The 12,802-nt window shown below is 65.3% G+C and carries 10 protein-coding genes; 4 read left to right on the top strand and 6 right to left on the bottom strand.

Going from position 1 to position 12,802, the window contains the following annotated elements; translation table 11 throughout:
• Window positions 1–5: 5 nt before the first annotated feature.
• Together AC24YW_RS15655 and AC24YW_RS15650 are read right to left on the bottom strand one after the other, a co-directional pair.
• Window positions 6–371, bottom strand: a complete 366-nt coding sequence (locus tag AC24YW_RS15655) for a hypothetical protein (protein ID WP_487483579.1) — start codon at window positions 369–371, stop codon at window positions 6–8.
• Window positions 372–460: 89 nt separating this feature from the next.
• Window positions 461–1,636: an MFS transporter gene (locus AC24YW_RS15650; protein WP_487483578.1), complete on the bottom strand. Its 1,176-nt coding sequence runs from the start codon at window positions 1,634–1,636 to the stop codon at window positions 461–463.
• 186 nt (window positions 1,637–1,822) lie between these two features.
• On the opposite strand from AC24YW_RS15650, the gene thrS reads away from it, so the two are divergent.
• From thrS to AC24YW_RS15635, 3 genes are all read left to right on the top strand, one after another.
• On the top strand, window positions 1,823–3,865 hold the full coding sequence (gene thrS, locus AC24YW_RS15645; RefSeq protein ID WP_487483577.1) for a threonine--tRNA ligase: 2,043 nt from the start codon (window positions 1,823–1,825) through the stop codon (window positions 3,863–3,865).
• Window positions 3,866–3,957: 92 nt separating this feature from the next.
• Window positions 3,958–4,521 (top strand): nitroreductase family protein, encoded by a 564-nt coding sequence (locus AC24YW_RS15640; RefSeq protein ID WP_487483576.1) that lies wholly within the window; start codon window positions 3,958–3,960, stop codon window positions 4,519–4,521.
• A 63-nt stretch (window positions 4,522–4,584) separates the two neighbouring features.
• Entirely contained in the window at window positions 4,585–5,853 is a 1,269-nt protein-coding gene (locus tag AC24YW_RS15635; protein ID WP_487483575.1) for a serine hydrolase domain-containing protein, read from the top strand.
• Here the strand turns inward: AC24YW_RS15635 and AC24YW_RS15630 are convergent.
• The 3 genes from AC24YW_RS15630 to AC24YW_RS15620 form a co-directional block, all read right to left on the bottom strand.
• The gene (locus tag AC24YW_RS15630; protein ID WP_487483574.1) at window positions 5,839–8,301 is read right to left on the bottom strand and encodes a putative bifunctional diguanylate cyclase/phosphodiesterase; all 2,463 of its coding nucleotides are present in this window, start codon (window positions 8,299–8,301) and stop codon (window positions 5,839–5,841) included. The two genes, AC24YW_RS15635 and AC24YW_RS15630, sit on opposite strands and share 15 nt — an antisense overlap.
• 1,010 nt (window positions 8,302–9,311) lie before the next feature.
• Window positions 9,312–9,551 carry a hypothetical protein gene (locus AC24YW_RS15625; protein ID WP_487483573.1) on the bottom strand — a complete coding sequence of 80 codons (240 nt, stop codon included), beginning with the start codon at window positions 9,549–9,551 and terminating at the stop codon, window positions 9,312–9,314.
• Between the two features lie 313 nt (window positions 9,552–9,864).
• Complete coding sequence (locus AC24YW_RS15620; protein WP_487483572.1) at window positions 9,865–10,938, bottom strand: hypothetical protein; 1,074 nt, start codon at window positions 10,936–10,938, stop codon at window positions 9,865–9,867.
• A 247-nt stretch (window positions 10,939–11,185) separates the two neighbouring features.
• Here AC24YW_RS15620 and AC24YW_RS15615 point away from each other — a divergent pair, with 247 nt between their 5' ends.
• On the top strand, window positions 11,186–12,226 hold the full coding sequence (locus AC24YW_RS15615) for a patatin-like phospholipase family protein (RefSeq protein WP_487483571.1): 1,041 nt from the start codon (window positions 11,186–11,188) through the stop codon (window positions 12,224–12,226).
• Here the strand turns inward: AC24YW_RS15615 and AC24YW_RS15610 are convergent, their stop codons facing one another.
• A complete protein-coding gene (locus tag AC24YW_RS15610) occupies window positions 12,227–12,655 on the bottom strand; it encodes a CBS domain-containing protein (protein WP_487483570.1) in 429 nt (142 codons plus the stop codon).
• Window positions 12,656–12,802 lie beyond the last annotated feature (147 nt).

The raw sequence follows: 12,802 nt of genomic DNA, 5'->3' as shown, positions 1-12,802 counted from the left end.
GAATATCAGTTCTTGGGCAGCTTCGGGATGCTCTCGGCAAAGCCGTTGAAGCAGGCCAGCCGCTCGTCCTCTTCCTTGAAGAAGCGGCAGTCGGCGTAGCCCTTGGCCTTGGCCGGCTTCGGCTTCGGCGCCGGCGGGATCACCGCGTCGTAGCAATTGAGGCGATCCTTGGTGCCGTCGTCGATCTCGAGGCAGGCCTGAAGGCGGACGGCGACCGATTGCGGTTTGCCCTTTGGAGCGGCGGCAGCCTCCTTGGTGCCTTTCGGCTTGACCTGCACCAGCGGCTTGTCCCCCACCATGGGTGGTTTCTCGGTCTGGGCAAATGCGGAGGCTGAATAGAGCACCGCGGCAACCGCCAGAATCATCCTCATCTCAGTCAACTCTCTTTGATCCCCACGCCGGCCTTCTACCGCTCCGGCGCGAGGTTTGCCAAGCGCCTTGCGCATGCGACCTGCTGCGTTCAGGCAGTGGCGGCAGCGGCCCGCCTGGGCCGGGTCACGACCACCAGGATCAGTGCCATCGCGACGAAACCGACCGCGACGAAGCCGAGCGCGTGCAGGAGATCGCGGGCGAACAGCAGCCCGCCGACGGCGGAGCCGACCGCCTGGCCGATATAGAGAACGGACGTGTTGAGGGCGACGGTGGCCGACGCCAGCGGCGGCGCAGCCGCGACCAGCCGCACCTGTTGCATCGAATTGGTCGAGGCGAAGCCAAGGCCCCAGATCGCCACCGCGCCCGCCATCATGACGAGCGAGCCGGCGCCGAGGGCCCACCCGCTCATCCCGGCAAGCAGCAGGCAGGTGAACAGCAACGAGGCGCGATAGGGCCCCCAAGTGTCGACGATGCGGGTCGCGACGACGACGCCGAGGAAGCCGCAGATCCCGTACAGCGCGAACACCGAGCCGATCGCATCGGGACCGGCGCCGGTGAGCCTGTTGAGCAGCGGCCCCATATAGGTGAACACGACGAACTGCCCCGACATTTGCAGCATCGTGATCGCAAGCAGCAGCACGATCGTCCTGCTTCGGCCGACGGCGGCCCATGTCTTCAGATCGACCGGTGCGCCCTGCAGACCCGCCGGCAGACGCAGCAGCAACAGCAGCAGGCTGACGCAACCGAGCGCGCCGACCCCGCCATAGGCTGCGCGCCAGCCGTAGCGGCTGGAGATGAAGGTGATCAGCGGCAGGCCGACGGCGGCGGCGAGCGACCAGCCGAGGAAGATGTACGCAATGGTGCTGCCACGCCGTTCCGCCGGCACGATCAGCGCGGCCGTGCCGGCGGCCTGCGGGGTGTAGAGCGCGCCGACCGCGAGCATCGCGAGGCGAATGATCAGCAGGCTGGTGTAATCGGACGCAAACGCGGAGGCGAGATTGCCGAGTGCGATGACCGCCAGCGTCGTGGCGAGCAGGGTCCGCCGTTCGATGCGGCTGGTCAGCCACGCCGTCAGCGGCGAGCCGACGCACAGCATCACCGCGCCGAAGGTGATCAGGAGCCCGGCCGCATGGATGCTAACCCCAAGCCCCGCCGACAACTCCGGCAGCATGCCCGCCGGCGCCAAAACCGAGCAGCCGGTCACGAGATTGCCGAGCATCAGAGCGGTTGGCGCGAAACGGCCAGCGGCTGGGGCACTCTTCATGCAAACGCATGTAGCGGTGGCCTGCGACCGGTTAAAGGGTACAACGTCAAATAGTTGCGGGCTTCGCCCCGGCTTTTGCGCGCCACTTTCTTGGAAATGCCGGATTGCGCAGGCCGAATCGCCTGATATATCGCTCGTTCCCGCTTACCTGCGCTCGTTCGCAGGAGTGAGCCTCAGGAGAAAAGCATGACCGACCAGCCCAAATCCGAGTCCGGCTTCCAGTACAGCCTCTCCAATCTGAAGCCCGTGACCCCCGCTCCCAAAGTCACCCTCACCTTCCCCGACGGCGCCCGGCGTGAATATGACAAGGGCATCACCGGCCTCGACATCGCCAAGGGCATCTCGCCGTCGCTGGCCAAGCGCACGGTCGCGATGGCGCTCGACGGCACGCTTGCCGATCTCAACGATCCCATCGAGACTGACGCCAAGATCGAACTCGTCAACCGCGACGATCCGCGCGCGCTCGAATTGATCCGCCACGATTGCGCGCACGTGCTGGCGGAAGCGGTGCAGACGCTGTGGCCGGGCACCCAGGTCACGATCGGCCCCGTGATCGAGAACGGCTTCTATTACGACTTCTTCCGCAACGAGCCGTTCACGCCGGAAGACTTTGCCGCGATCGAGAAAAAGATGCGCGAGATCATCGCGCGCGACAAGCCTTTCACCAAGGAAGTCTGGGACCGCGAGAAGACCAAGCAGGTGTTCCGCGACAAGGGCGAGGCCTTCAAGGTCGAGCTGGTCGACGCCATCCCCGGCAACGAGCCGATCAAGATCTACTACCAGGGCGACTGGTTCGACCTCTGCCGCGGCCCGCACATGACCTCGACCGGCAAGGTCGGAGGCGCCTTCAAGCTGATGAAGGTGGCCGGCGCCTATTGGCGCGGCGATTCCAACAACCCGATGCTGACCCGCATCTACGGCACCGCCTTCGCCAAGCAGGAGGACCTCGACGCTTACCTGAAGCAGATCGAGGAAGCCGAGAAGCGCGATCATCGCAAGCTCGGGCGCGAGCTCGACCTCTTCCATTTCCAGGAGGAAGGTCCGGGCGTCGTGTTCTGGCACCCGAAGGGCTGGACCATCTTCCAGCAGCTGATCGCCTATATGCGCCGGCGTCTCTCCGGCGACTACAACGAGGTCAACGCGCCGCAGATCCTCGACAAGGTGCTGTGGGAGACCTCGGGCCATTGGGGCTGGTATCGCGAGAACATGTTCGCGGCGCAATCGGCCGGCGACGAGGCCGAGGACAAGCGCTGGTTTGCGCTCAAGCCGATGAACTGCCCCGGCCACGTCCAGATCTTCAAGCACGGCCTGAAGAGCTACCGCGACCTGCCCTTGCGCCTCGCCGAGTTCGGCGTGGTGCACCGCTACGAGCCCTCCGGCGCCATGCACGGCCTGATGCGCGTGCGCGGCTTCACCCAGGACGACGCGCATATCTTCTGCACCGAGGACCAGCTCGCCGAGGAGTGCCTGAAGATCAACGATCTCATCCTGTCCACCTACGCTGATTTCGGCTTTACCGGCGACCTCACGGTGAAGCTCTCGACCCGGCCGGAGAAGCGCGTCGGCACCGATGCGATGTGGGATCACGCCGAGCGCGTGATGGCGACGGTGCTGCGCGAGATCCAGTCGCAGAACAATCACATCAAGACCGAGATCAACCCGGGCGAAGGCGCGTTCTACGGGCCGAAGTTCGAATATGTGCTGCGCGATGCCATCGGCCGCGACTGGCAGTGCGGCACCACGCAGGTCGACTTCAACCTGCCGGAGCGGTTCGGTGCGTTCTACATCGACCATGACGGCGGCAAGAAACCGCCGGTGATGGTGCACCGCGCGATCTGCGGCTCGATGGAGCGCTATATCGGCATCCTGATCGAGCATTATGCCGGCAACTTCCCGCTCTGGCTCTCGCCGGTGCAGGCGGTTGTCACGACCATCACCTCGGAAGGCGACGAATACGCCAAGGTGGTGCTGGAGCAGGCACGGCGCGCCGGGCTTCGCGCCGAGATCGACCTGCGCAACGAAAAGATCAACTACAAGGTCCGCGAGCATTCGCTGGCCAAGATCCCGGCGCTGCTCGTGGTCGGCAAGAAAGAGGCCGAGACGCATTCGGTCTCGGTCCGCCGCCTCGGCAGCGACGGCCAGAAAGTGATGAGTACGGCCGAGGCGATCGCCGGCCTGGTCGACGAGGCGACGCCGCCGGATGTCAAGCGGATGCGCGGCGCCGCTTGATCCTGAAATCGATCTAAATTCGCTTCCGGTTGCGGGCGTGCATGCTTATCTCGGCATGGCACGCCCGCCGACCATTTGAAGAGGATATCCCAGTGCCCGACGCCATCGAACTCCTGAAGACCCGCCGCTCGGTCAAGCCACGCGAGATGACGGGGCCCGGCCCTTCGGCGGCCGAGCTCGAGACCATCCTCACCATCGGGGCGCGCGTGCCCGATCACGGCAAGCTCGCGCCGTGGCGCTTCATCATCTTCGAGGGCGACGCCCGCGCACGGGCCGGCGAGGTCATCGCGCGGGTCTTCGCCAGGAAGAATCCGGGCGCGCCGGCGGCCGACATCGAGACGGAGCGCAAGCGCCTGATGGACGCGCCGCTGGTGATCGGCATCGTCAGCTTCACCAAACCGCATCCGAAGGTGCCGGCGTTCGAGCAGGAATTGTCGGCGGGCGCCAGCGCCATGAACATCGTCACTGCCGCCGCCGCGCTCGGCTACGGCGCCTGCTGGCTGACGGGATGGTTCTCGTTCGACCGCGACGTGCTCGACGGCCTCGGCCTCAAGCCGGATGAGAAGCTCGCCGGCTTCATTCATGTCGGCACGCCGACCAAGCCAAGCGAGGACCGTCCGCGCCCGTCCCTTTCGGACATCGTGACTCGTTTTTAATCGATGTTGTGTTGACGCACCGAGCGTCTTGCGGCTTGATCCCGCCCAGGGAGGAAGCTGCGGATGAGACGCCGTGAATTTCTGGTCGGGGCCGCGATGCTCGCCGGGACCATGGCGCGAAGCCGGGCAGCGGACATCCCCGCTCCCTCGCCCGAGGGGCTCGAGCGCATCACGGCGTTCTTCGACAACGAGGTGACAAGCGGCCGCCTGCCGGGCGCGGTGATCCTGGTTCAGCAGCACGGCAAGCCGGTCTATCTGAAGTGCTTCGGCGTGCGCGACACCAGGACCGGCCTTGCCATGACGCCGGATACGATCTTCGCCATCCACTCCATGACCAAGCCTATCACGTGCCTTGGCGCGATGATGCTGATCGACGACGGCAAGCTTGCGCTGACCGACCCCGTGTCGAAATACGTCCCGCTGTTCGCCGGGACCAAGGTAGGCCGCGAGGTGACCCTGCCCGGCGGCATGGTCGAGCTGGACCTCGACCCACCCGACCGCCCCGTCAACATCGAGGATCTGCTGCGGCATACTTCGGGCATCAGCTACGATTACATCGGCAGCGAATGGGTCGAGCACGCCTACAAGATGGCCAACATTTTCGCGGGCCATTTCGACAACAGGGAATTTGCCGATCGCATCGCCAAGCTGCCGCTGGCGCGGCAGCCGGGAACGCTGTGGCGCTACGGCCATTCCACCGACGTGCTCGGCAGCGTCATCGAGATCATCTCGGGCCAGACGCTGTACGAGTTCCTGAAAGCGCGCATCTTCGATCCGCTCGGCATGAACAGCACCAAATTCGCGCTCGCGACCGAGGGCGAGCTGGCGCGGATGGCGCGGCCGCTGCCGAACGATGTCATCCTGCTCGCCAGCGAGCGGGACCGCCTTGACCATCCCGAATGGCAGTCCGGCGGCGGCGGCCTGCTTTCGACCATCACCGACTATCAGCGCTTCGCGCAGATGCTGCTCAACGGCGGCGAGTTCGAGGGCAGACGCTATCTCAGCCCCGCCGCATTCAAGGCCATGACGACCGATCAGATCGGACCGGGCTCCGGCGTCGGACGCGACTATTTCTATTTTCCGGGCGACGGCTTCGGTTATGGCTACGGCCTTGCGGTGCGCACCGATCCCGGCAATGCAAAACCGCCGCCACCGGGCTCGCTCGGCGAATTGAAATGGGACTCGGGGAGCGGCACCTATTTCGGCGTCGACCCCAAGCTCGACATGGTCTACCTCATGATGCAGCAGACCCAGAATGAGCGCGGCCGCATCACCCCTGCGTTCAAGGCGCTGGTCTACGATTGCTATCCGCCCGCATTACGCCGCCCGTGAGGTGCGCTGGCCGAAATCGGCGAGGAGCTTTCCGATCTCGGCCGCGGGCCGCGCGGCGCTGAACAGAAATCCCTGCACCTCGTTGCAGCCTTCGGCGCGTAGCCAGTCGAGCTGATCCTCGGTCTCCACACCCTCGGCGGTCGTGGTGATGTTGAGGCTGCGCCCCAGCCCCGAGATCGCGCGCACGATCGCACCGCAATCGGGCCGCTCAGCCAGATCCTTGACGAAGGAGCGGTCGATCTTGATCTTGTCGAATGGAAAGCTGCGGAGATAGCTCAGGCTGGAATAGCCGGTGCCGAAATCATCCATGGAAATGCCGACGCCGAGCTCGCGCAATTGGTGCAGAGTGGCGACATTGGCATCGGTCTCAGCCAGGAAAATCGACTCGGTGATCTCGAGCTCGAGCCGCTTCGGCGACAGGCCGGACTGCGCCAGGGCCGAGATCACGACCTGGACCAGGTTGCGGCTGCGGAATTGCGCCGACGACAGGTTGACGGCGACCTTGACGTCGACGGGCCATTTCACCGCCTCGGTGCAGGCTTCGCGCAGCACCCATTCGCCCAGCTGGGCGATCAGGCCGATGTCTTCGGCGACGGGTATGAACTCCGCGGGCGAGATCATGCCCTTGTCCGGATGACGCCAGCGCAGCAGCGACTCGAAACCGGAGATGCGGTCGGAGGCGATCGACACCAGCGGCTGATAGTGCAGCTCGAACTCGCCGTTGGCGAATGCCCGGCGCAGATCCAGCTCCATGTCGCGGCGCCTCTGCGCCTGGAGGTCCATCTCACGCTCGAAGAAGTGGTGCACGCCGCCGCCGTCGGCCTTGGCCCGGTACAGCGCCATGTCGGCATTGCGCATCAACTCTTCCGGCGTCGTGCCATCGCCCGGCGACAGCGCGATGCCGATGCTGGCGCCGATCACCATCTCCTGTCCGTCGACGTCGTAAGGCGCCTTCAGCATGTCGATCAACAGGGACGCGCAGGCGCTGGCCTCGTTCGGCGAGACGTCGGCAGCCAGGATGACGGCGAACTCGTCGCCGCCGAGCCGCGCGGCGAGATTGGTGCCGCGGACCGCGATGGTCAAGCGCTCGGCGACCTGCTTCAACAGGCGATCGCCGACGGGATGACCGAAGGAATCGTTGATGTTCTTGAACAGGTCGAGATCGATGTAGAGCACGCCCACCCGTTTTCCCGCGGCCTGGTCCAGCGCCTGCTTCAGGCGCTCCTGGAAGTGTTCGCGGTTCGGCAGATCGGTGAGCCCGTCATGATGCGCCATATAGGCGATGCGCGCTTCGGCCTTGCGCCGTTCGGTGATGTCGACCACCGCCACCAGATAGCCGTCGCGCTCGTCGAAGGCGACCCGGCGGCCGAAGGTGAGCACCTCGATCTCGCTGCCGTCGGCGCGCAAGTGTCGCCAGTTGCGCGAGGAGTGATAGGCGTCGCCGAGGCGCTCCAGCGCCGCGGCGTGGCTGTCCCACTCGTCCTCCGGCCATATCTCGTGCAGCTTCATCCGCAGGAAGGTCGCGCGGCTGTAGCCGTAGTGCTGGACCGCGGCGTCGTTGACGCTGAGGAATTCCTTGGTCTCTGCGTCGAACACCCACATCGGCATTGGGTTGCTGTCGAACAGGAGGCGGAACGAGGCATCGCGCCGCTTCATGACGGTGACGTCGGAGATGGTCAGCGAGACCACGTCGGCGAAGGCCGTGGCGCTGAGCCTGAGATAGCGCCCTTCGCTCTCGAGCTCGAGCTGCTCGCAGCGGCTGCCCGAAACGGCCTTGAGCAGGAATTCCATCACCTCGGGCAAGGCCAGCAGCGTGCCGCCCTCGCCGATCCGCCGCCACAACAGGCTTGCGCCTGCAACCTTCAGCAGCTCACCCGCACTCTTGTTGTGGTGCACGACCTGAAGGTCGAACGGCTTGCCGGCGGCATCGCGCAGCGTCGCCAGGGAGACCACCGCGTCGTCGGTCGCGGAAAAGACGGCGTCGAGGAGATTGTATTGCGCGCCGCGCTCGTTGACATAGGCGCCGATCAACGTCGCGCCCCAGCGCGAGGACGTCGGCAGCGCCAGCACATCATACGTCCTGACCATGCCGTCGCGCACGCAATGCGCGCTCGCTTGGTGCGGCCGTCCGGCCGCCAGCGCGCTCGCCGCCGCTTCCGACAGCGCAGTGGCGCAATCGGGCGACAGCTCGGCAAGGGGAATGTCCCAGCGCTCCTCGCCGAGCCATTTCTGCACGTAACGTCCGCTGCGCGACAGCTCCAGCACGCCATCGCTCTTCAAGAGCGCGATGTGGTCGGCAAGCCGCCCGAGACTGCCGAGCATGACGTCCTCGTAGCGCGGCAGCCGCTCGCCCGGCTTCAACGCCGCACGCCATTTGCGCTGAAGCACCGGGATGTCCTCGAACATTTCGGTGGCCGGTTTTCCCGGCATCTTCTTCGCGGCAGTCATTGCAGTCCCCAACGCACTTTGCCGCCGCATCCAAAGCAGGCGCGCTTAATGACGTGTAAAAAGCGCGCAGGCGCGGGTTCCATTCAGTGATTATGACGGTTTTAAGTCAGGTGTTGGTTAGTGCGTGTTAGAGACTGTGACAGTTGCGCGAAGGCGATGCTCTCGTGTCCCGGATGCGACGCGTCAAGCGGTGCGGCGCAGAGCTGGGACCCAGGAAGTCACGGCACGCGCTGCTGCATGGGCCGTGAGTTTTCACGCACACGTGCCTCAACATCGTCATTGCGAGCGCAGCGAAGCAATCCAGAATCTTTCCGCAGAGGCAGTCAGGATTGCTTCGCTGCGCTCGCAACGACGGAGCAAGTGGCGTCGGCGGCGTTCTTGCAGCGAGCATCTCATTTGCGGACACGCTTCCGCGTCCTCGCGGCACATCTCGCCCGAGCTTTGCTTGTCGCCTCACCCCCAATTGAAAGAGGGCGCAGGGAAGACCGAGTGCCGGCCGGGCACCCACGGTCCACTGTGCGAAAGGTGGCAACGAAGAATTTGCACAGCGGCATACAGGTGAAGCCAAACATCCGGCCTTCCCTGCGCAGTGGCTTTACGGCTTATGTCGTGCTCTCCCTGGGGAGCGATGCACTATTGCCCCCATCGCCTTGCGGATGGCTGATGCGCGCACCGGTTGGCCGCCACATCACCGCAAGACTTGGCGCACAGACCCCGGGGGCCAGGACCACACGATTTTGCCGTACGCGAACCGCACCCGTCGTTGGCGCGAGGTCTTCGCTCACGGTTACCCGCCCTGCGAAGCTTTTCGCGCCGATGTGGCCCGCGTCCACCGCCGCCCGGCCCGCGTTCGTGACGATCGCGATACGCCCCTCTTCCTTGGGCAGGGTTGCGCGACACATACGCAATTTCCGAATTTCGGTAAAGCGGAATATTTTCGACCGCGTGCGTTGACCTAGCGCTCGCGTGTTTTGCCCGTCGGGCAACGCAAGGGATGGTGGCCTACCCCGCTAATCCTCGCTGGAGGCGGCCGAGCGGTTACGCAAATAGGCCTGGGACAGCAGGAAGAACAACGCGCGCTCGCCCTGATATTTGGCGGCCGGGCGCGTGCGCTCGAATCCGTCGGCAAATATCTTGCCGGACTGGTCGCACACCTGCCACCGCCAGCCGAACCGCTTGCGCCTGGTGAGGATCACTTCGAACATGCCGACGAGCCTGGTCCCTTGCTCCATGCCGGTCCTGCAAGGCATGCGCCTGCTCCGGCTTCCCCCGTTGGACGGACGCCAGACATATAGCCTAGCGGGATGGAAAGAGAATAAAATTGATTATCGGAAATACGTATCGTCCACGGTCGTAAGCAAGACGCGCTGCTGCTGGAATAAGCCGATGCCGCCGGTGTTTCCTCGCCCCTGCAATGATGACACTACCAGTGTTCACAACAGAACACAGAGAGGGGCCCGAGGTTACCTGGCAGAAACCCGCTGAAGGTGACGGTAACAGAAGATGCACATCCGTGCGCGCGATGAGAATCGTCGTGGCGGAGCCTCTCGCCGCCGGCTGCCCCTAGCGCGCGATGACTTCGACTTCGCCATCGACGCCGTTGACGACGTTGAATCCGCGCTCGTAGACCTTGCCCTCGTTCTTGGCGATGGCGCGGTACTCGCCTTCGGACAGCACGACACGCGGGAACGCGCCGATCGATTCCTTGATGACGTCGCCACCCGGGGTCAGCACCGACCAGGCGGTGTTGGCGAGCGCCTCGCCACCCCTGTCGCTGACCAGCTTGAGCGTGATGACGGCGGCGCGGTGGGTGATGGTGACGTCGGTGAGCTTGCCGGCCTGGACGCGGATGTCCGAGCGCACCACCGAATTGGCATCGCCGTAATTGGAGACGATGTAATAGGTGCCCTCCGGGATCAGCACGACGTCGCCGGCGGCGACGTTCGGCACCAGGGAAGCGCGCTCGCCGGATTCGAACTGGCTGCCCTTGTAGATCGCGAACGAGATCTGGTTCTGCGGAATGCGGCTGGTGCCGACGCGGCCCTCGATGCGCAGGCCGCCGGCCGGCAGCACGAAGGATTCGCGATTGGTCTCGGACTTCAGGCTGACGGTGCGCACCGCGCTGACGAGCCCGAAGGCAACGTGGACGACATAATTGCCAGGCGGCAGCACGATGTTCGGCGTCCCGCTGCGGTCCTCGCGGATCAGCTTGAAGGTGCCGTTCTCGTCGGGCCGGTCGGCAAACACGCGCCAGACCAGGCCGCTGGTGATCGGCGCCGAGTCCTTGCCGTATTTCGCCGTCAGCGACAGCACACCCTGTCCGGGCACGGCCGCATTCAGCGGGGCGGCCGGCGGCACGGTCGAGACCGCCGGCGGCGGCATGCTCGGGGTCGCCGGCTGCATCAAGGTCGGCGGCAGGCTTGGGGGTCCCGCGCCAGGTCCGGAGGGCGGCGCCAGGCTGACGGCGTTGCCTGGGTCGGGCACCGAAGCCGGCGGGACCGGCGGCGGACGATCGGAGAAAAGCTGTGCCTGGGCGGAATTTTGGCCGGACGTAAAGAGGCATACGGCAAGGATCAGCGCCGGCAGCAGCCTGCCGCTGCGCCGCCATCCGCTGATGCCGTCACCCCCGCGTGTCATGCTTCCTGCTTTTCACTGAAAACGCGGCAAATTCAAGCCTCTGAAACCCCAGGAAATACGGCCCCGCACTTCGCTGGAACCGGCTTGACGGCTGCGTGATTAGCCCTGCGGCAACGGCCCCTCGCCATATTCCTGCCCCGTGCCCTTTCCAAAGCGGCATAAACCATGCTTCACGCCTGATATGGCGGCGGGCAAGTACGGTGCCTAGTCTGGCGATTGCGGGCTGGCCGGGCGTAGGAGAGTTTTGGTGCTGGACAGATTGAAAGGCCGGGGCTCGAACGGCGAGAAAGTCGGCTTGGGCAGCATCCGCCGGCCGGTCATCGGCCTAGCCCTCGGCGGCGGCGCGGCGCGCGGCTTTGCCCATATCGGAATCCTGAGGACTCTGATTGCCAATGGGATCGTGCCCGATGTCGTGGTCGGCACGTCCATCGGAGCCGTGGTCGGCGGCCTCCATGCGGCCGGCCGGCTCGATACGTTCGAGGAATGGGGGCGCAGCCTGCAAGGGATGCGCAACATCCTCGGCTATCTCGATATCCGTCTCAACGGCTCCGGCCTGCTCGGCGGCGAGAAGCTCGCCACCCGGCTCGAGGAGGCAATCGGGCAGATCCTGATCGAGGACCTGCCCATCAAGTTCGCGAGCGTCGCGACCGAGGTTCGCACCGGCCACGAGATCTGGCTGACGCGCGGCCGCGTGGTCGACGCCATGCGCGCGTCCTACGCCCTGCCCGGCATCTTCGCGCCCGTGCTGATCGGCGACCGCTGGCTGGTCGACGGCGCGCTGGTGAACCCGGTGCCGGTCTCGGCCGCCCGCGCGCTCGGTGCCGAAATCGTCATCGCCGCAAATCTTTCCAGCGACATCTTCACCCATTCCACCACGATCTATTCGCACGGCGCAGAGCCCGCCCCGGTCGTACCGGTGGCCGAGGAGCCGACTGCGAAGCGGCGCTTCCCGCGCCTGTTCTCGCCCGAGAAGACGATGAAGCGCGAGTTCTTCGGCGGCAACGGCCGGCCCGGCATCTCCTCGGTGATGGTGGATGCCTTCAACATCATGCAGGACCGCATCACCCGCGCCCGTCTCGCCGGCGATCCGCCCGACATGCTGATCACGCCGCGGGTCGGCCAGTTCGGCTGGTTCGACTTCCACCGCTCCGAGGACCTGATCGCACATGGCACGCGCGCCGCCGAGCGTGCACTGGAGTCCATCCAGGAGGCGATCCACGTGCTGGCGCCGGCGCCGGCGGGCACCGCGCCGAAAGCGGACGAGTCGAAAGCGGGAGACCTGGCCTGATCAGGCGGTCTTGATGTAGTCGCGCAGGGCTTCCTGCTCGGTCTCGTATTCCTGGACGCGGCGCTTGACGATGTCGCCGATCGAGATCAGGCCGACCACCTTGCCGTTGTCGATGACGGGCAGATGACGGAACTTGCCGGTCGTCATCATCTCCATGAGCTCGGCTACGGTGTCGGTCTCCTTGCAGGTCACGACCTTACGGGTCATCACCTCCGAGACCGGCGCCTCCAGCACGCCGGCGCCGCGCTCGCCGAGCACGCGCACAATGTCGCGCTCCGACAGGATGCCCTCGAGCCGGCTCTGGTTCATCACCAGCACCGCGCCGATCTTTTTCTCGGCCAGCAGCTTGATTGCGTCCGCCAGCTTGGCGTCGGGCTCGACGCTCATGATCTGGTGGCCCTTGGTGTTCAGAATGGAACGTACCGTCATTGTCGCCTCCCTGAATCGGAGCCGTCCGCCTTTGGCGGTCCGGACTTGTTCGCGGGTCTTCAACTAACAGTTACAGCGCCGGTTGCACGCTCGTGCGCTTTGCGAAGCATCGTCGCTAAAGACGTGCCGCTTCGGAACATTCTCCGC

This window comes from Bradyrhizobium sp. USDA3516, assembly GCF_057651995.1.
Note: the sequence above shows the minus strand (reverse complement) of the source record. Positions and strands in the feature narration are given on the sequence as shown.